The sequence below is a fragment of the Pantoea sp. Morm genome (assembly GCF_016643525.1).
Classification (GTDB): domain Bacteria; phylum Pseudomonadota; class Gammaproteobacteria; order Enterobacterales; family Enterobacteriaceae; genus Pantoea; species Pantoea dispersa.
In genome coordinates this window covers 1-17,765 of sequence record NZ_VOQX01000022.1, presented here as the reverse complement: position 1 = coordinate 17,765, position 17,765 = coordinate 1, and the positions used below count along the sequence as shown (strand labels likewise).

Sequence of the window (17,765 nt, the reverse complement as noted above, 5' to 3'; positions counted from 1 at the left end):
TTTAATCGTTTAAACCAATCAATAAAGCTTCATTTTCACTGCGTGTTTCACATAAAGATCAGATAATTCTTAGATTTCAGATTTTGCTTATCGGCCCTGACAAAAAATAAAATCCATACTCAATTGATTAATAAGTAATAAATTATACGTCATTGGTATAAATTCTGGCTTTGCCCTTAAGATGAGATATTGCACTGTTTAAAGTGGGATTCCAGAAAGCGTCAAAAAAACGATAGCCTGCACATCGCTCACCTAACGCCTTATGCTTAAATTTTTATTATAGATAGCCAGAAAATCATAAAAGAAAGATTGGTCATTTGCGGGCAGGTGCAACACTAAACCACAGATTTAAAAAACGTTTTTTTCGCTGCCGATGCGCTTTCGCTGCTGAATTAAGCAGATAGCTTTTGTTAATAAACGGTTTGAATTTGCTGTTTCGGCCGGGATAATTTCAGAGTGATAGCGATCACGAATTGAATAAATGGCGGGAAGGATTGTCAGGGAAGGTGATAATAACGGGCTCCAGCCGGAGCCCGTTGCGGAAAATACACTTACTCGTCTTCGAGATAGGTGTAGCCGTAAAGCCCACTCTCAAACTCTTCAAGGAACTGCGCCCGCAGCTCTTCGTCAATATCCTGCTGCTGTTTTACCTGATCGCGGAATAACGTCATCAGATCGTTAGGATTGAGCTGCACGTATTGCAGCATATCCGCCACAGTATCACCTTCATCAGACAGCTGCACTTCTACACTGCCATCCGGGAAGGCGAAGACGTCAACCGCTTCGGTATCGCCAAACAGGTTGTGCATATTGCCGAGGATTTCCTGATACGCCCCGACCATGAAGAAGCCCAGCATCGGTGGATTATCCACATCGTACTCAGGCATTGGCATGGTGGTGGCAATACCGTCGCCGTCAACGTAGTGATCGATGGTGCCATCGGAATCACAGGTGATATCCAGCAGTACCGCACGACGCTGCGGAGTTTTGTTCAGTCCCTCCAGCGGCAGCACCGGGAACAGCTGATCGATGCCCCACGCATCCGGCATCGACTGGAACAGCGAGAAGTTGACGTAAATCTTGTCCGCCATGCGCTCCTGCAGCTCATCAATGATCGGCCGATGGGCGCGGTTGCTCGGGTCAAGGTGTTGCTGAATATAGTGGCAGATGCTGAGATACAGCTGCTCTGCCCAGGCGCGCTGACCGAGATCGTAGGTGCCTGACGAATAGCCGGTATGGATGTCGAACAGGTCCATCTGGCTGTCATGCAGCCATTCGCGCAGCGAACGGCGTACGCTTGGCTCGTGCATCTCCTGCCAGGTATCCCACAGGCTCTGAATCGGGCGCGGTGAGTCAGCATCCGGTGCGACCGGCGTACTGAATTCATTGCGCTCAACGCCGATGATGTTGGAGACCAGCACGGTATGGTGCGCGGTCACCGCACGCCCCGATTCCGTAATCACGGTCGGATGCTCCAGACCGTGCTCTTCACAGGCGTCGCCGATGGCCCAGATCACGTTATTGGCGTATTCGTTCAGGCCGTAGTTGACTGAACAGTCTGACTGCGAACGTGTGCCTTCGTAGTCAACCCCAAGCCCGCCGCCGACGTCAAAGCACTTGATGTTGACGCCCAGCTTCGCCAGCTCAACATAGAAGCGCGCCGATTCACGCACGCCGGTGGCGATATCGCGAATATTGGACATCTGCGAGCCGAGGTGGAAATGCAGCAGCTGCAGGCTGTCGAGACGACCCGCTTTGCGCATGATATCGACCAGCTGCAGCACCTGCGATGCCGCCAGACCAAATTTGGATTTCTCGCCGCCGCTCGACTGCCACTTACCGGAGCCCTGCGATGCCAGACGGGCGCGGATGCCGAGGCGCGGCACCACGTTAAGCCGCTCGGCTTCTTCCAGCACCAGGCGCACTTCGGTCATCTTCTCAATCACCAGATAGACTTTATGGCCGAGCTTTTCACCAATCAGCGCCAGACGGATATATTCGCGGTCTTTGTAGCCGTTACACACAATCACCGAGCGGGTTTTCCCGGCGTGCGCCAGCACCGCCATCAGCTCAGCTTTGGAACCCGCCTCCAGCCCCAGCGGCTCGCCGGAGTTGACCAGCGATTCAATCACGCGCTTATGCTGGTTAACCTTGATCGGGTAAACCAGGAAGTAGTCGCCCTTATAGCCGTAGGATTCACGCGCGCGTTTAAAGGCGGCATTAATCGAACGCAGACGGTGCTGCAGAATTTGCGGGAAGCAGAACAGCGCAGGCAGGCGCTGGCCGTCGGCCTCGCGCTCTTTAACCAGCTTCGCCAGGTCAACGCGCACTTCCGGCTGATCCGGATCCGGGCAGACGCTGATGTGGCCGAGTTCGTTGACGTCGTAATAGTTGTTTCCCCACCAGGCAATGTTGTAGGTGCGCAGCATTCTGCTTGCGTCCTGATCGTTCATCGCCACCTCCTGCATTGAGCGGAGTACACCCTGTTCGCCAGCTGACGAACCCTTGATATTCTTCATGTCGTCAGACATCACGAACCTCAATTTTCCGTTGAAATATGAAAAAGTTGCCGGATTTTGCTGCTACTGCGCCGGATGCAAATTTCCTCATTCTGCTTATCTTGCCTCAGCAGGTTACCGTGCGCCTTACTGAGGTTAAGTGTAAAACACCGTGCCGGAAGCGGTGAACAACGGGGCAAAATCGTCCCGCATCACCTCACCACAGGCGAGTGAAACACAGCAGAGAAACTGGGGGAATAGCTTAGCCGGCGCTCGTGTCGGGATAATTACCGCAGCGCAGAAAACTTCGACGAGAGAAAAGAGCAGAACTGGAAATGGAAAGGCGTGCCAGCGCGCCAGAACGGCGCCGTGAACCGAAGAGAGCGAAAATGTGGTTCATTGTTTTTATCACCTCCAGCGCCTGCTAACAGCATGCGGAAACGGAGTGGATGAAAATCAGATCAACAGCCTCTGACAGCGCGACGCACGGGGGCGTCATCCATGGGACAACTGCGGCGTTTTATACAGTCTGACGCGGCAAAATGCAAAATCTTTGTCGGCGCGCTGCGGCGGGTGTCAGGAAAATATTCCAGTTGATCTGTAGCGATAAATGCGGATGGCGAAAAAGCACTGGAAAAACGCGCACTGAGTGACCTAAAATAGCCGTCCAGATGGTTTTCCATCTAAACTGATTAACATCCAGGCGGTGTGAGCCTGGTACGCTGACACTTCCTACTGCTTGCGGCTTTGCCTGAAGGGGCGTCGAGCTGGCATCATCCCGCTTACGCTATGCAGTCGAATTCAAACCATTTGCAAGGTAAAGAACAGAATGGCTAAACACCTTTTTACATCCGAGTCCGTATCAGAAGGACATCCTGATAAAATCGCCGATCAGATTTCCGATGCCGTGCTGGACGCCATCCTTGAACAGGATCCCAAAGCACGCGTCGCCTGCGAAACCTACGTAAAAACCGGTATGGTGCTGGTTGGCGGTGAGATCACCACCAGCGCCTGGGTCGATATCGAAGAGATCACCCGCAATACCGTACGTGAAATCGGCTATGTTCATTCCGATATGGGCTTTGATGCTAACTCCTGTGCGGTGCTAAGCGCGATTGGTAAACAGTCGCCGGACATCAACCAGGGCGTAGACCGTACCGATCCGCTGGAACAGGGCGCGGGCGACCAGGGCCTGATGTTTGGTTACGCCACCAATGAAACCGACGTGCTGATGCCGGCACCGGTGACCTACGCGCACCGTCTGGTACAGCGTCAGGCTGAAGTGCGTAAAAACGGTACGCTGCCATGGCTGCGCCCGGATGCCAAAAGCCAGATTACCTTCCAGTACGACGGCGGCAAGATTGTCGGTATCGATGCGGTAGTGCTGTCAACTCAGCATTCAGAAGAGATTTCACAGGCCGATCTGCGTGAAGCAGTGATGGAAGAGATCATCAAGCCGGTACTGCCGACCGAGTGGATTAACGCCAGCACCAAATACCACATCAACCCAACCGGTCGTTTCGTGATCGGCGGCCCGATGGGCGACTGCGGCCTGACCGGTCGTAAAATCATCGTCGATACCTACGGCGGCATGGCTCGCCACGGCGGCGGCGCGTTCTCCGGTAAAGATCCGTCGAAAGTTGACCGCTCAGCGGCTTACGCTGCGCGCTACGTGGCAAAAAACATCGTTGCCGCTGGCCTGGCCGATCGCTGCGAAATCCAGGTTTCTTACGCGATTGGTGTGGCAGAACCGACCTCAATCATGGTGGAAACCTTCGGTACCGAGAAAGTTTCAACCGAACAGCTGACGCTGCTGGTGCGTGAGTTCTTCGACCTGCGTCCATACGGTCTGATTCAGATGATGGATCTGCTGAAGCCAATCTACAAAGAAACCGCTGCCTACGGTCACTTTGGTCGTGAACACTTCCCGTGGGAACAGACCGACAAAGCCGCCCAGCTGCGCGAGGCCGCAGGCCTGTAATCTCCGCGGGTGCGGGCAACGGCTCTCACCCCGAGCTTCTCTTAGCGGAGAAGGTAAAATCGAGCCCGCGCAAGCGGGCTTTTTTATAACAGCAAACTTTTATTTTAATACGCTGAATGTACTACTTTTCCGTACACTCACTAGAAGACCATTAAAAAAGCTATTTTTTTAGGTTTATAGTCAACTCACCCATATGCAATGAATAATAAACACTCCCAACATTTATAAAAACCGGATAGTCTTTTAATAAGCATCTTTTTTCGCTTTTTATTTTCTCAAAACAAATGTAATCCTCATCACTTTCGCCAGAGAAATCCTTTTCAGAAAACGATAAAGATTTATATCCGCCGTTAAAATTCACCACGAATATGGATTTTAAATCGTGTTGCTGCGGGTTCGGTAGCTGATCAATCATTGGCTTAAGTTTATTCATCCACCAATTCTCAAGTGCTTTACCTGATGCGGGGGGATGCTGAACAACGACCATTAATGCGCCATTCTCAAAAAAAACATCTTTAATATCAGGTTCAGAAGAGGTGCCCACCCAAATTAATATGGATAAAAAGATGAGACTAAAAGACAAAAGAATTATTACAATTCGGGGTTTTTTATTCATGAGAACTCTATTGTTGCCTCCATATTCGTGAAGAAAGGCTTGTAAGCATAATCCTTATGTCTTTGCAGGATAAACCATATGTTGAATATTCTGAGCTTGTTATAGAGTGGATGCAAGATGTCTCTATCGTCTAGTCCAAAATGATCCTGACCTTTTACTTTGATCTTAGCAGAATATCTATGCTGAGAATAACAGACGTTTTCCAGCGTGATGCTGACATGATGAATGTCATGGATGCTAATGCCCAGGCCGTTAAAATTGTCCACTTTTCTGGAAAATTTAGGCTTAGACATTTTCATCATATCAGCTTTTAACCTCTTAGGGTCGAACTCTGAGTGGTTTAACAAGCTATCCTGTAACGCCAGTTTGATTCTGTTGAGCATGCTACTTTCTGGCGCCTGTTTTAATAGCATTTCTTTAAATGCTGAATTGAGTAATAGTGATTGATAAGGCCTGCCAGAGTTTAACTCCATATGATTTATAATTTGAAATATTATCTCTTTATATGGACCGTAGAACGAATGAAATCTAGCCAACTCCCTAAATTCAGAAAAAAGTATTTTAGCCGCTTCATATTTATTTAGCTTTTTACGATTAAAGACTGAAACTGGTTCAAGTGTGTAAGGATTTAACTTTGCAGAAACATTATTAAGGCCGTATTTGTTTATACATATTTCTGTTGTCAAGTCCCCACAAAGCATGTCATCTGCGCGAAAATCATTTTCTTTCTTTTGGGATGAAAATAGCAGGATCGATTTAGTAATGTCTTCCATGAATATCTTCCTTATTAAAACGCTGAAGTATTCTCTTTAATGTTCCAGCCTGAACGCGTTTCAGCGCCTTTGCCCCCTGCAGCCGTTTGCTCCCAGTATTGGATTTTGACGATATTAGCCTGAAATTCATACTCGACTGACGCAACTACATCATTATCATTAAGCTGAGCTTCGAACACCTGCACATTTTCCAGTGTTATACGATAGTATTCCTGCTGGCCCGTTCCTGCTCTGCAAGCCGATACGATGATTTTTCTTAGCTTTCGACCACTCGACGTTAACAACAGCATTGCGGGAGTAGCCTTATCAATTTTTGCCTTGACCACCAGATTGCGATAACTGCCCATACCGGCTTCGCTGCCGGATCGCCAGGCCCCCCAGTTGTAGCTATCAATATCAATCCAGCCCATATGCGTGGCGTCTCTTGACTCCCCTGCAACACCATCAACCTGAAGAAATAAGCTACTCATTATTCGATTTCCCTTTCCGAAAGAAATTGTTCCTGGCACCGATAGTATCATAAATGAACAATAACCACTCAAATAAAGTGGTTATTTGCTATGTCTCCGAACCAATCCAACGTGCCTCTGCACCATCACACTTTTTGTCTATACCACCGCAGGCGCATTTTTCAGCGCTGTCTACACTGTTAGCACTGCGCTTACAACAAAGTGTTAACGATTACATTTTGAAATCCTTTTAATATCTTCAATTTAGAGATTTTTCAGCGTAGTAACGGTGATGAAAATGCGTTATTTTCAGCGTCGTCTGATAGCCGATATTTATAGTGATGTCAGAAACTTAAAGGGTGCTATACCTTACTGGTTATGTGACTGATTCGGGCAAAAAATGCTGGATTACAGGGTTTCAGCGTGTGTAACCGATTACATCGATGTGATCGCACTCACTTTTTCCCGCAGGCAGCTTACTTAACATTGATAAAAACAAAGATGGATAAACTTCGGAGGCAATATGCCTGGTAATACTCACAAAAGCAGAACCTCAAACAAGGCGATGACCCTGTTTGTCTGCTTTCTGGCCGCTCTGGCGGGCCTGCTGTTCGGTCTGGATATCGGCGTTATCGCCGGTGCTCTGCCCTTCATCGCGAAAGATTTCAACGTTACCGCACATCAGCAGGAGTGGATCGTCAGCTCAATGATGTTCGGTGCTGCAGTCGGTGCCGTGGGCAGCGGCTGGATGTCTTCGCGTCTCGGCCGTAAAAAGAGCCTGATGGCCGGTGCCATCCTGTTCGTTATCGGTTCACTGTGGTCAGCGATGGCGCCAAACCCGGAAATGCTGATTGCCGCACGCGTGGTGCTCGGCCTTGCCGTCGGCGTTGCCTCTTATACCGCCCCGCTGTATCTCTCGGAAATCGCACCGGAGAAGATCCGCGGCAGTATGATTTCCCTGTATCAGCTGATGATCACCATCGGTATTCTCGGCGCTTACCTGTCGGACACCGCGTTCAGTGCCTCGGGCGACTGGCGCTGGATGCTGGGCATCATCACTATTCCGGCGGTGCTGCTGCTGGTTGGTGTGGTGTTCCTGCCAAACAGCCCGCGCTGGCTGGCGGCGAAAGGTGACTTCCGCGATGCGCAGCGCGTGCTGGATCGCCTGCGTGACACCAGCGAGCAGGCGAAACGCGAGCTGGATGAGATCCGCGAAAGCCTGAAGATCAAACAGTCCGGCTGGCAGCTCTTCCAGAGCAACAGCAACTTCCGCCGCGCGGTGTTCCTCGGCGTGCTGTTGCAGGTGATGCAGCAGTTCACCGGCATGAACGTCATCATGTACTACGCACCGAAAATCTTCGAAATCGCCGGCTTCGCCAATACCACGCAGCAAATGTGGGGCACCGTGATCGTGGGTCTGGTGAACGTGCTGGCCACCTTTATTGCTATCGGTCTGGTGGATCGCTGGGGCCGTAAACCAACGCTGGTGCTGGGCTTCCTGGTGATGGCAGCCGGCATGGGTATCCTCGGTACCATGCTGCACATTGGCATCAACTCTGCCGGTGAGCAGTACTTTGCCATCGCCATGCTGCTGATGTTCATTGTTGGTTTCGCGATGTCAGCCGGTCCGCTGATTTGGGTACTGTGTTCTGAAATTCAGCCGCTGAAAGGGCGTGATTTTGGTATCACCGTCTCTACCGCGACCAACTGGATTGCCAACATGATCGTTGGTGCCACCTTCCTGACCATGCTGAACTCGCTGGGCAACGCGCCGACTTTCTGGGTCTACGCCGCGCTGAACGTGTTCTTTATTCTGCTGACGGTCGCGCTGATTCCGGAGACCAAAAACGTCTCGCTGGAGCACATCGAGCGCAACCTGATGTCGGGCAAAAAACTGCGCGATATCGGCCAGCAGTAAGGCCAGATGCGTTAACCGGGGCTGCCGCAGGGCGGCCCTTTTTTTATCTGCCGCCTGTGCGCATGCAGTTGCGTACCCCGCGGCAACGCCTTATGCTGCCGCACATGAAAACGCCACGTCTGCCCATCGCCCTGCAACAAGCCGTCATGCGCTCGCTGCGCCATTTTTTGCAGCTGGCTCAGCAAAAACTCGAACGTCATTTCGAAGAGCCGACGCTGGTTTATCAGCAGCGCGGCACGGCCGCAGGCACCGCGTGGCTGGAGCAGTGGCAAATTCGCCTCAACCCGGTGCTGCTGCTGGAAAACCAGCAGGCTTTTATCGATGAAGTGGTGCCGCATGAACTGGCGCATCTGCTGGTGTGGAAAACCTTCGGCCGCGTGCCGCCGCACGGCAAAGAGTGGAAGTGGATGATGGAGGACGTGCTGGGCGTGCCCGCCCGCCGCACCCATCAGTTCGCAATCACTTCGGTGCGCAGCAATACCTTCCCCTATCGCTGTCGCTGCCAGCAACATCAGCTGACGGTACGCCGCCACAACCGCGTGGTGCGTGGTGAGAGCGAATATCGCTGCGTGCATTGCGGTACGCTGCTGCAACCCGGTGAATACGCAGCGGATTAGTCCGCGATTCTCATTCCCCGCGCCCGACCATTCTGTTACCCTGCCGCCCTTTTTCGGTACCAGGTTATTTTTTGGAATATGTCTCGCAAAACGCTGTTATTACTCTCTCTGCTGGTCGCGCCGCTCAGCGCGTACAGCCTCAGTCTCACCCATTACAACCAGAACAATTTTCAGCAGGCGAAAGTGGTCGCGGCAAAGATCAACGCGGATGCGCCGGCGGATTTTTACTGCGGCTGCAAAATCAGCTGGCACGGTAAAAAAGGCGTGCCGGATCTGAGCAGCTGCGGCTATAGCGTGCGCAAGAACGCCAACCGCGCGGAACGCATCGAGTGGGAACACGTCATGCCGGCGTGGGAGTTTGGTCATCAGCGTCAGTGCTGGCAAAATGGCGGACGGAAAAACTGCAGCAAAGACGCAGATTACCGCCGCATCGAAAGCGATCTGCACAACCTGCAGCCAGCCATCGGTGAAGTGAACGGTGACCGCAACAACTTCCAGTACAACCAGTGGAACGGTGGCGAGCAGCAGTACGGTCAGTGCAGCATGAAGATCGATTTTAAGCAGAAGCGCGCCGAGCCTCCAGAGCGCGCGCGCGGCGCCATCGCCCGCACCTACTTCTATATGCGCGACCAGTATCATCTGCGCCTGTCACGCCAGCAAACCCAGCTGTTCACCGCGTGGAACAAGCAGTATCCGGTCACGCCGTGGGAGTGCGAACGTGACCAGCGCATCGCCACGGTGCAGGGAAATCACAATTCCTGGGTACAGCAGGCTTGCCAGCGCTGAAAGCGCTACCCTACACTAGCTTTTTTCGATTGGGCCGCATCGCGCGATGCGGCATAACGCCGGCAGGAACCGCATGCGCATACCCCGCATTTATCACCCCGAAGCTCTAACCGTTAACAGTGAAGTTCTGCTTGATGAGGATGCCGCCAACCACGTCGGCCGCGTGTTGCGCATGAGCGCCGGACAGCAGATCGAGCTGTTTGATGGCAGTAATCTGACTTTTAGCGCCGAAATCACCCAGGCCGACAAAAAGCGTGTAAAAGTAAAGGTCCTTGCCAGCCAGCCTGACGATCGCGAATCCCCGCTGCACTTACACCTCGGTCAGGTGATGTCGCGCGGTGAAAAAATGGAATTCACTATCCAGAAATCGATCGAACTGGGCGTGAATGTGATTACGCCCTTGTTTTCTGAACGCTGTGGCGTAAAGCTGGATGCCGAACGCCTGGCGAAAAAGATTCAGCAGTGGCAGAAAATTGCCATCGCCGCCTGCGAGCAGTGCGGTCGTAATCGCGTGCCGGAAATCCGCGCCGCGATGACGCTCGAAGCCTGGTGTGCCGAAGCGGATGACGGCCTGAAGCTCAACCTGCATCCGCGCGCCAGCCACAGCATCAATACGCTGCCGCAGCCGGTTGAACGCGTACGGCTGCTGATTGGCCCGGAAGGCGGCCTGTCGGCAGAGGAAATTGCCATGACGGCGCAGCACGGCTTTACCGATATCCTGCTCGGTCCGCGCGTTTTGCGCACCGAAACCACGGCGCTCACCGCCATCACGGCACTTCAGGTGAGGTTTGGTGACCTCGGTTAAGGGATACTTTCAGCCCGAAGACACACGCAGATAACTGACCAGCACAACGCTTTCGCACGGAACGGGGTGGCTGAATTCCCCTTTGAGGAGAGAATAATGATTAAGCTTGGCATCGTTATGGACCCGATTTCGTCCATCAACATTAAAAAAGACTCCAGCTTCGCCATGTTGCTGGAAGCACAGCGCCGCGGTTATGAAATTCACTACATGGAGATGGGCGATCTGTCGCTGCGCGGTGGCGTGACTTACGCGCGCACCCGGCTGCTGAGCGTCGAGCAGAACTACGAGCAGTGGTACACGTTTGGCAGCGAGCAGACTATCCCGCTGGCCGATCTTAACGTGGTGCTGATGCGTAAAGACCCGCCGTTTGATACCGAGTTTATCTACGCAACCTATCTGCTGGAGCGCGCGGAAGAGCAAGGCACGCTGATCGTTAACAAACCGCAGAGCCTGCGTGACTGCAACGAAAAACTCTACACCGCCTGGTTTGCCGACCTGACGCCAGACACGCTGGTGACGCGCAACAAAGAGCAGCTGCGCGCGTTCTGGCAGGAGCATGGCGATGTGATCTTCAAGCCGCTCGACGGCATGGGCGGCGCGTCGATTTTCCGCATCAAAAAAGATGACGCCAACTTCGGCGTGATCACCGAAACGCTGACCAACCACGGTCAGTTCTTCTGCATGGCGCAAAATTATCTGCCGGCGATCAAAGACGGTGATAAACGCGTGCTGGTGGTCGATGGTGAACCGGTGCCATACTGCCTGGCACGCATTCCGCAGGGCGGCGAAACCCGTGGCAACCTCGCCGCCGGTGGCCGCGGCGAAGCCCGTCCGCTGAGCGACAGCGACTGGGAAATTGCCCGCCGCGTAGGTCCGACATTGAAAGCCAAAGGGCTGATTTTTGTCGGCCTCGATATTATCGGTGATAAACTGACAGAAGTTAACGTCACCAGCCCAACCTGCATCCGCGAAATCGAGGCGGCGTTCCCGGTCTCCATCACCGGCATGCTGATGGACGCGATTGAAAAACGTTTGGGCTGAGGATGCCGCAGGAGTGAGAGCTCCGTGAACCACCCAAAGCCGGTGCAGCCGTTCAGCACCGGCTATTTTTGGTAAACGAGTGAGAATGAATTTACAGCACCATTTCTTGATTGCGATGCCGTCGCTGCAGGACCCTTTCTTCAAACGCTCGGTGGTGTATATCTGCGAGCATAACGAAGAGGGTGCCATGGGTTTGATCGTTAACAAGCCGATGGACAACCTGACGGTCGAAGGCATCCTGAAAAAACTTAAGATCAGCCCATCAGAACGCGATCCTGCCATCAAACTGGACAAACCGGTGTTTGCCGGTGGTCCGCTGGCGGAAGATCGTGGCTTTATTCTGCACTCGGCCCAGCGCGTATTCTCCTCCAGTATCCGTATTTCTGACAATACGGTGATCACCACTTCACGCGATGTGCTGGAAGCGATCGGCACGCGTGAACAGCCAGAGAACGTGCTGGTAGCGCTGGGTTATTGCGCATGGGAGAAGGATCAGCTGGAAAATGAGCTGCTGGAGAATGCCTGGCTGACCACGCCGGCCAATACGCAAATCCTGTTCCAGACGCCGATTGCCGAACGCTGGCGTGAAGCCGCGCGCAGCATGGGTGTGGACATCCACAACATGACCAGCGATGCAGGGCACGCCTGATGGCCAGTGAAACGCTGCTCGGCTTTGACTTCGGCACCAAAAGCATCGGCGTTGCCATCGGGCAACAGCTGACCGGCACTGCGCGTCCGCTTACCGCGCTGAAAGCGCAGGACGGCACACCGGACTGGGAGCTGATTGGTAAGCTGCTGAAAGAGTGGCAGCCGGATTACGTGGTGGTTGGCCTGCCACTCAACATGGACGGCAGCGAACAGCCGCTGACTGCGCGCGCACGCAAGTTTGCTAACCGGCTGCACGGCCGCTTCGGCGTGCGTGTGGAGCTGCAGGATGAGCGCCTGAGCACCGTTGAAGCGCGTGCCGATCTGTTCGAACGCGGCGGCTATCGCGCGCTGCAGAAAGGCCATATCGATTCGCAGTCCGCGGTGATTATCCTGCAGGACTGGTTCGAGACGCATTAAATCAGCCCGGACGCGGCCGCGCGGTTTCGCGCCGCCGTGCCGGCGATTCTCAGGGCACGTCCCCGCTCAAATTAATCCCGCCTCGCGCCGGGCCTGCTCGCTCTGGGCGAAAGTCTGCATCCCTGCCTGCGCGCCGGTCTGCAACACACCGGGCAGCTGATGCATTTTGCCTTCGCGGATCAGGTTAGCGACCGCCGGCGTCGCCACCAGCACTTCAAAAAGGCCAATGCGGCCACCGGCTTTGGCGGCGACTAAACGCTGCGCCAGCACCGCTTTCAGGCTGCCGGCCAGCTGCGTGCGCACGAGGTTTTTCTCCTCGGCCGGAAACACATCCACCAGCCGGTCCACCGCCTGCGTCGCGCCGCGCGTATGCAGCGTGGCCAGCACCAGATGGCCGGTCTCAGCAGCGGTCAGCGCCAGGCGGATGGTTTCGCTGTCGCGCAGCTCACCCAGCAGGATCACATCCGGATCTTCACGCAGCGCCGCTTTTAATCCGAGCTGAAACGAAGCGCAGTGCGCGCCGATTTCGCGCTGCTGAATCAGCGAACGCTGGCTGTGGTGGACGAACTCGATCGGATCTTCCAGCGTGATAATGTGGCGCGCCTGCTGACGATTGAGGCTATCCACCAGCGCCGCCAGCGTGGTGGATTTGCCGCTGCCGGTCGCGCCGGTGATGAGGATAAGCCCTTCCTCCAGCTGCAGCAGCGAGCGCACCACGTCCGGCAGCTGCAGGCGCGCTATATCCGGTGGCTGACTGGCAATCAGCCGCAGCGCCAGCGCCAGTCCGTGACGCTGGCGGAACAGATTGGCGCGCAGCCGGCTGCCGTTGCCGAGCGTGATGGCGAAATCGACGTGACCGCTGCCAGCTAACTCGCTGCGCTGCGCGGCGCTAAGCCACTGCTCGCTAAAGGCCTGCAGCCAGCGCTCAGGCAAGCTGTGCTGTTGCGGTATTGGCTCCAGTACGCCCTGCCGGCGCCAGTGCGGTAAATGTCCGCTGCAAAGGTGCAGATCGGCCGCATTATGCTTTACACTAAGCGCCACAACGTCATCCAAATCCATTTAACTTCTCCTGACTATGACTTCCATTGAGCACAACTTACAGCAAGTGCGCGAGCGGATCGCTGCTGCCGCCGCGCGTTGCGGCCGCGCGCCAGAAGAAATTACGCTGCTTGCAGTGAGCAAAACCAAACCTGCGAGCGCTATCGCAGAAGCCATTGCCGCCGGACAGCGCGCCTTCGGTGAAAATTACGTGCAGGAAGGGGTTGAAAAAGTTGCCGAACTGGCCGCACATCCTGATCTGCAATGGCACTTTATCGGGCCGTTACAATCCAATAAAAGCCGTCTGGTGGCGGAAAACTTTGCCTGGTGCCATACCGTTGACCGTCTGCGTATCGCGCAGCGGCTGAACGATCAGCGTCCGGCCGCGCTGCCGCCGCTCAACGTGTTAATTCAGGTAAATATCAGTGACGAGCACAGCAAATCTGGCATCATGCTGGAGGCCGTCGCCGGGCTGGCACAACAGATTGCCGCTCTGCCGCGTTTGCGCCTGCGTGGACTGATGGCGATTCCGGCGCCCGAGCAGGATTACGCGCGCCAGCTGGCGGTGTGCCAGCAGATGGCCAGCGCGTTTCGCGCCTTGCAACAGGACTATCCAGGCGTCGATACGCTTTCTCTGGGAATGAGCGACGATATGGATGCGGCGATTGCCGCAGGCAGTACGATGGTGCGCATCGGCACCGCGGTATTTGGCGCGCGGGATTATGCACGCCCTTCACAACAATAATTGAGGAACCTCATGTTAACACTGACGTTTTTAGTCAAAACGCTGATTGATCTGTACGTGATGGTGCTGCTGCTGCGCATCTGGATGCAGTGGTCACGCTGTGACTTTTACAATCCGCTGGCGCAGTTTGTCGTGAAGATCACCCAGCCGATTGTTAAACCGCTGCGCCGCATTTTGCCGGCGCTGGGACCGATTGACACCGCGTCACTGCTGCTGGCATTCGTGCTGACCACGCTGAAATATCCGATTCTGCTGCTGATTCAGGTCGGGGTGTTCTCCGTCGATCCGACCAACCTGCTGGTGGGCCTGCTGTCACTGGTCAAATCCGCCGGCTATCTGGTGTTCTGGGTGATCATCATTCGCTCGCTGATGAGCTGGATCAGCCAGGGACGCGGCGCGATGGACTATGTGCTGATCCAGCTGACCGAACCGCTGATGGCACCGATTCGCCGTATCCTGCCGGCGATGGGCGGCATCGATTTCTCGGCGATGATCGTGATTCTGGTGCTGTATGCGCTGAACTTCCTCGGTATGGACCTGTTCCCGGGTCTCTGGTACCTGCTGTAATTCGTTAATCTGGAACTGTTATGCAAAAAGTTGTGCTCGCCACCGGTAATCCGGGCAAAGTACGTGAACTGGCCGATCTGTTAGCGGCCTTCGGCCTGGATATCGTGGCGCAAACCGAGCTGGGCGTAGAGTCTGCCGAAGAGACCGGGCTGACCTTTATCGAAAACGCCATCCTGAAAGCGCGTCACGCGGCGCAGATCACCGGCCTGCCGGCGATTGCCGATGACTCCGGGCTGGCGGTCGATGCGCTGGGCGGCGCGCCGGGCATTTACTCGGCGCGCTATGCCGGCGTTGATGCCAGCGACCAGCAGAATCTCGACAAACTGCTGCAGGCGCTGGAGCTGGTGCCGAACGGCGAGCGCCAGGCTCAGTTCCACTGCGTACTGGTGTACGTGCGTCACGCCGCTGACCCGACGCCACTGGTGTTCCACGGCAGCTGGGCCGGGGAGATTACCCGCGCGGCCGCCGGTGAAGGCGGTTTCGGTTATGATCCGATCTTCTACGTGCCGGCGCTGGGTAAAACCGCCGCCGAGCTGAGCAAGGATGAAAAGCGTGCCGTGTCGCACCGGGGTAAAGCATTGACGCTGCTGCTGGAAGCGATGCGCAATGCCTGAGTTACCACCGTTAAGCCTTTATATCCACATCCCGTGGTGCGTGCAGAAATGTCCGTACTGCGACTTCAACTCGCACGCGCTCAAAGGCGAAGTGCCGCACAGCGAGTATGTGCAGCATCTGCTCAACGATCTTGACCAGGATCTGCCGCTGACCGCCGGGCGCGAAGTGCGCACCATTTTCATCGGCGGCGGCACGCCCAGCCTGCTGAGCAGCGAGGCGATGCAGCAGCTGATGGACGGCGTGCGTGCGCGCCTGCCGCTGGCGGCGGACGCCGAAATCACTATGGAGGCCAATCCGGGCACGGTGGAAGCCGATCGCTTCAGCGGCTATCAGCGGGCGGGCATTAACCGGATTTCGATTGGCGTGCAGAGTTTCAGTCCGCAAAAGCTGACGCGCCTGGGGCGCATCCACGGTCCGGACGAGGCGGTCCGCGCGGCACAGCTGGCGGCCGGTCTCGGCCTGCGCAGCTTTAACCTCGACCTGATGCACGGCCTGCCGGATCAGTCGCTGGAAGAGGCGCTGGACGATTTGCGCCAGGCGATTGCCCTCAACCCGCCGCATCTGTCGTGGTATCAGCTGACCATTGAGCCCAACACGCTGTTTGGTTCACGCCCGCCGGTTTTGCCGGATGACGATGCGCTGTGGGATATCTTTGAGCAGGGTCATCAGCTGCTGAGCGCCGCAGGCTATCAGCAGTATGAAACCTCGGCCTACGCCAAACCGGGCTATCGCTGCGAGCATAACCTGAACTACTGGCGCTTCGGTGATTACCTCGGCATCGGCTGTGGCGCGCACGGCAAGCTGACGCAGCCGGACGGGCGCATCGTGCGCACGGTGAAAACCCGTCACCCGCGCGGTTTTATGAAGGGCAACTATCTGGATAAGCAGCATGACGTGCCGGACGAGGACAAGCCGTTCGAGTTCTTTATGAACCGTTTCCGCCTGCTGGAAGCCGCGCCGCGCGCCGACTTTCAGCGCTACACCGGGCTGGAAGAGGCAGTGATTCGCCCGCAGATCGACGCAGCCATTGCCGCCGGTTATGTGCAGGAGCAGCCAGAGCACTGGCAGATCACCGAAAAAGGCAAACTGTTCCTCAATTCGCTGCTGGAGCTGTTCATGTAAATTCAGCGGAGAAGGCACGCGCCTTTTCCGCTGGCAGCCGTACTAAACCGCACGGCCGCATCTGTTACGCTCAGGCGACCATCACCTCATTATTGATTAACAGCGTTGCGCTGTGGTCGGGACTCTCAAACACCTGCCACACTTTGCCACCGCTCTGCTGCGTCCCCTGCTGCTGCCACTGCTGATAAAATTGCGTGCTATCGCTGAGCTGCACCACGTCGCCGGCATCACCATCAATCAGCCAGCTGCGCGTACGCTCTGGCAGCAGCACATCCTGGTGCGCCTGCTGTAACAGCTGCTGCGCATCCAGCTGCAGCAGATTGTCCCCTGAGCCGGTGAGATCGATATGCTGCAGGCCGCTGATATGCTGCGTCAGCTGCTGATAATCAAGCTGCTGATGTTCTCCTTCCAGCACCAGCGCAGAGAAGCCCTGCAGCAGTTGTCCGCTGTGCGCCGCCAGCCACTGCTGCACATCATTCAGATGCAGCTGCGCGCCCTCCTGTTCCAGCGTTTCCGGCAGCGTATGGTGCTGTACCAGGCTCTCGTCTTTGCCCCAGCGCACAGTATCAATAATCCAGCCGACATCGCGCTTCACCAGCACGTTCCAGCACAGCACTTTTTTATAGGTATCCGGATCTTCGCCCGAATGGACGTCAATATAACCAATCTGCTGGCCCGCCGGAGCCTGCCAGCTAAAGGTGTTCAACCCCTGCTCAGACCGGCTGGCGCCGCCGGGCTGCAGGTATTCGCGCCCCAGCAGCTCGCCGCTGGGGGAGAAGATATCCACGTAGGTATCGCAATTGTGGAGATAGCCATAATTGAACTCGACGTAATTGGTGGCGCCAAAATCAAACTGCACGACCGAATGATCCAGCATCTCAATCGCTTTGCTTTCATAGCCATCTGGCCGGTTCATGATGCCGGTATAGAAACAGTTGTTGCTGGTGCCATGTTTCAGTTCGGTGACTTTCAACCCGCCGTACTGATACACCCGGCCGGTTTGCCAGCTGGTATTGGCGCGACAGTTCCAGTTCTCTTCGCCAGAACTGTGCTTCACGCCAGAGTCATAGTTAATCATCCAGTTGGGCGCATAGTTGCTGATGTTACCCGCCACATCGACTGCTTTTAC

Annotated in this window: 18 protein-coding genes; 12 read left to right on the top strand and 6 right to left on the bottom strand. The window is 55.2% G+C overall.

The window, feature by feature from the left end; translation table 11 throughout:
* Positions 1-551 precede the first annotated feature (551 nt).
* The gene (gene speA / locus FT726_RS10175; protein WP_071813582.1) at positions 552-2,531 is read right to left on the bottom strand and encodes a biosynthetic arginine decarboxylase; all 1,980 of its coding nucleotides are present in this window, start codon (positions 2,529-2,531) and stop codon (positions 552-554) included.
* Between the two features lie 796 nt (positions 2,532-3,327).
* On the opposite strand from speA, the gene metK reads away from it, so the two are divergent.
* Entirely contained in the window at positions 3,328-4,479 is a 1,152-nt protein-coding gene (metK, locus tag FT726_RS10170) for a methionine adenosyltransferase (RefSeq protein ID WP_021506636.1), read from the top strand.
* Positions 4,480-4,639: 160 nt separating this feature from the next.
* Here the strand turns inward: metK and FT726_RS10165 are convergent, their stop codons facing one another.
* The 3 genes from FT726_RS10165 to FT726_RS10155 are packed head-to-tail and all read right to left on the bottom strand — an operon-like array spanning position 4,640 to position 6,341.
* Entirely contained in the window at positions 4,640-5,095 is a 456-nt protein-coding gene (locus FT726_RS10165) for a DUF943 family protein (RefSeq protein ID WP_288424742.1), read from the bottom strand.
* Entirely contained in the window at positions 5,092-5,868 is a 777-nt protein-coding gene (locus FT726_RS10160) for a DUF3289 family protein (protein ID WP_288424740.1), read from the bottom strand. Before FT726_RS10160 ends, FT726_RS10165 begins: the two co-directional genes overlap by 4 nt.
* A 14-nt stretch (positions 5,869-5,882) precedes the next feature.
* Positions 5,883-6,341, bottom strand: a complete 459-nt coding sequence (locus FT726_RS10155; RefSeq protein ID WP_288424869.1) for a type VI secretion system tube protein Hcp — start codon at positions 6,339-6,341, stop codon at positions 5,883-5,885.
* 499 nt (positions 6,342-6,840) lie between these two features.
* On the opposite strand from FT726_RS10155, the gene FT726_RS10150 reads away from it, so the two are divergent.
* From FT726_RS10150 to ruvX, 7 genes are all read left to right on the top strand, one after another.
* Positions 6,841-8,235 carry a sugar porter family MFS transporter gene (locus FT726_RS10150; RefSeq protein WP_031279461.1) on the top strand — a complete coding sequence of 465 codons (1,395 nt, stop codon included), beginning with the start codon at positions 6,841-6,843 and terminating at the stop codon, positions 8,233-8,235.
* 104 nt (positions 8,236-8,339) lie between these two features.
* Positions 8,340-8,852, top strand: coding sequence for a SprT family zinc-dependent metalloprotease (locus tag FT726_RS10145; protein WP_088517903.1), 513 nt, complete (start codon positions 8,340-8,342; stop codon positions 8,850-8,852).
* 78 nt (positions 8,853-8,930) lie between these two features.
* Positions 8,931-9,638, top strand: coding sequence for a deoxyribonuclease I (gene endA, locus FT726_RS10140; RefSeq protein WP_346302773.1), 708 nt, complete (start codon positions 8,931-8,933; stop codon positions 9,636-9,638).
* Positions 9,639-9,711: 73 nt separating this feature from the next.
* Positions 9,712-10,443 (top strand): 16S rRNA (uracil(1498)-N(3))-methyltransferase, encoded by a 732-nt coding sequence (gene rsmE, locus FT726_RS10135; RefSeq protein ID WP_021506632.1) that lies wholly within the window; start codon positions 9,712-9,714, stop codon positions 10,441-10,443.
* A 96-nt stretch (positions 10,444-10,539) separates the two neighbouring features.
* Complete coding sequence (gene gshB / locus FT726_RS10130; protein ID WP_058781622.1) at positions 10,540-11,484, top strand: glutathione synthase; 945 nt, start codon at positions 10,540-10,542, stop codon at positions 11,482-11,484.
* A gap of 85 nt (positions 11,485-11,569) precedes the next feature.
* A complete protein-coding gene (locus FT726_RS10125) occupies positions 11,570-12,133 on the top strand; it encodes a YqgE/AlgH family protein (protein WP_021506630.1) in 564 nt (187 codons plus the stop codon).
* Complete coding sequence (gene ruvX, locus FT726_RS10120; RefSeq protein ID WP_058757113.1) at positions 12,133-12,549, top strand: Holliday junction resolvase RuvX; 417 nt, start codon at positions 12,133-12,135, stop codon at positions 12,547-12,549. The genes FT726_RS10125 and ruvX overlap by 1 nt, the downstream gene beginning before the upstream one ends.
* Before the next feature lie 66 nt (positions 12,550-12,615).
* Here the strand turns inward: ruvX and FT726_RS10115 are convergent, their stop codons facing one another.
* On the bottom strand, positions 12,616-13,608 hold the full coding sequence (locus FT726_RS10115; RefSeq protein ID WP_288424734.1) for a type IV pilus twitching motility protein PilT: 993 nt from the start codon (positions 13,606-13,608) through the stop codon (positions 12,616-12,618).
* Positions 13,609-13,624: 16 nt separating this feature from the next.
* Between FT726_RS10115 and FT726_RS10110 the strand changes: the two genes are divergently transcribed.
* The 4 genes from FT726_RS10110 to hemW are packed head-to-tail and all read left to right on the top strand — an operon-like array spanning position 13,625 to position 16,636.
* Positions 13,625-14,332, top strand: a complete 708-nt coding sequence (locus FT726_RS10110) for a YggS family pyridoxal phosphate-dependent enzyme (protein WP_021506627.1) — start codon at positions 13,625-13,627, stop codon at positions 14,330-14,332.
* A gap of 12 nt (positions 14,333-14,344) precedes the next feature.
* Positions 14,345-14,899 carry a YggT family protein gene (locus FT726_RS10105; RefSeq protein ID WP_021506626.1) on the top strand — a complete coding sequence of 185 codons (555 nt, stop codon included), beginning with the start codon at positions 14,345-14,347 and terminating at the stop codon, positions 14,897-14,899.
* A 20-nt stretch (positions 14,900-14,919) separates the two neighbouring features.
* Complete coding sequence (locus tag FT726_RS10100; protein WP_104093689.1) at positions 14,920-15,513, top strand: XTP/dITP diphosphatase; 594 nt, start codon at positions 14,920-14,922, stop codon at positions 15,511-15,513.
* Positions 15,506-16,636, top strand: a complete 1,131-nt coding sequence (hemW, locus tag FT726_RS10095) for a radical SAM family heme chaperone HemW (RefSeq protein WP_088517887.1) — start codon at positions 15,506-15,508, stop codon at positions 16,634-16,636. Before FT726_RS10100 ends, hemW begins: the two co-directional genes overlap by 8 nt.
* A 70-nt stretch (positions 16,637-16,706) precedes the next feature.
* Here the strand turns inward: hemW and FT726_RS10090 are convergent.
* On the bottom strand, positions 16,707-17,765 hold a 1,059-nt coding region (locus FT726_RS10090; protein ID WP_346302772.1), incomplete at its 5' end, for a hypothetical protein.

Coding starts and splice junctions, on each gene's coding strand:
- speA (WP_071813582.1), bottom strand. CDS start 2,531: ATGTCTGACGACATGAAGAATATCAAGGGTTCGTCAGCTGGCGAACAG.
- metK (WP_021506636.1), top strand. CDS start 3,328: ATGGCTAAACACCTTTTTACATCCGAGTCCGTATCAGAAGGACATCCT.
- FT726_RS10165 (WP_288424742.1), bottom strand. CDS start 5,095: ATGAATAAAAAACCCCGAATTGTAATAATTCTTTTGTCTTTTAGTCTC.
- FT726_RS10160 (WP_288424740.1), bottom strand. CDS start 5,868: ATGGAAGACATTACTAAATCGATCCTGCTATTTTCATCCCAAAAGAAA.
- FT726_RS10150 (WP_031279461.1), top strand. CDS start 6,841: ATGCCTGGTAATACTCACAAAAGCAGAACCTCAAACAAGGCGATGACC.
- FT726_RS10145 (WP_088517903.1), top strand. CDS start 8,340: ATGAAAACGCCACGTCTGCCCATCGCCCTGCAACAAGCCGTCATGCGC.
- endA (WP_346302773.1), top strand. CDS start 8,931: ATGTCTCGCAAAACGCTGTTATTACTCTCTCTGCTGGTCGCGCCGCTC.
- rsmE (WP_021506632.1), top strand. CDS start 9,712: ATGCGCATACCCCGCATTTATCACCCCGAAGCTCTAACCGTTAACAGT.
- gshB (WP_058781622.1), top strand. CDS start 10,540: ATGATTAAGCTTGGCATCGTTATGGACCCGATTTCGTCCATCAACATT.
- FT726_RS10125 (WP_021506630.1), top strand. CDS start 11,570: ATGAATTTACAGCACCATTTCTTGATTGCGATGCCGTCGCTGCAGGAC.
- ruvX (WP_058757113.1), top strand. CDS start 12,133: ATGGCCAGTGAAACGCTGCTCGGCTTTGACTTCGGCACCAAAAGCATC.
- FT726_RS10115 (WP_288424734.1), bottom strand. CDS start 13,608: ATGGATTTGGATGACGTTGTGGCGCTTAGTGTAAAGCATAATGCGGCC.
- FT726_RS10110 (WP_021506627.1), top strand. CDS start 13,625: ATGACTTCCATTGAGCACAACTTACAGCAAGTGCGCGAGCGGATCGCT.
- FT726_RS10105 (WP_021506626.1), top strand. CDS start 14,345: ATGTTAACACTGACGTTTTTAGTCAAAACGCTGATTGATCTGTACGTG.
- FT726_RS10100 (WP_104093689.1), top strand. CDS start 14,920: ATGCAAAAAGTTGTGCTCGCCACCGGTAATCCGGGCAAAGTACGTGAA.
- hemW (WP_088517887.1), top strand. CDS start 15,506: ATGCCTGAGTTACCACCGTTAAGCCTTTATATCCACATCCCGTGGTGC.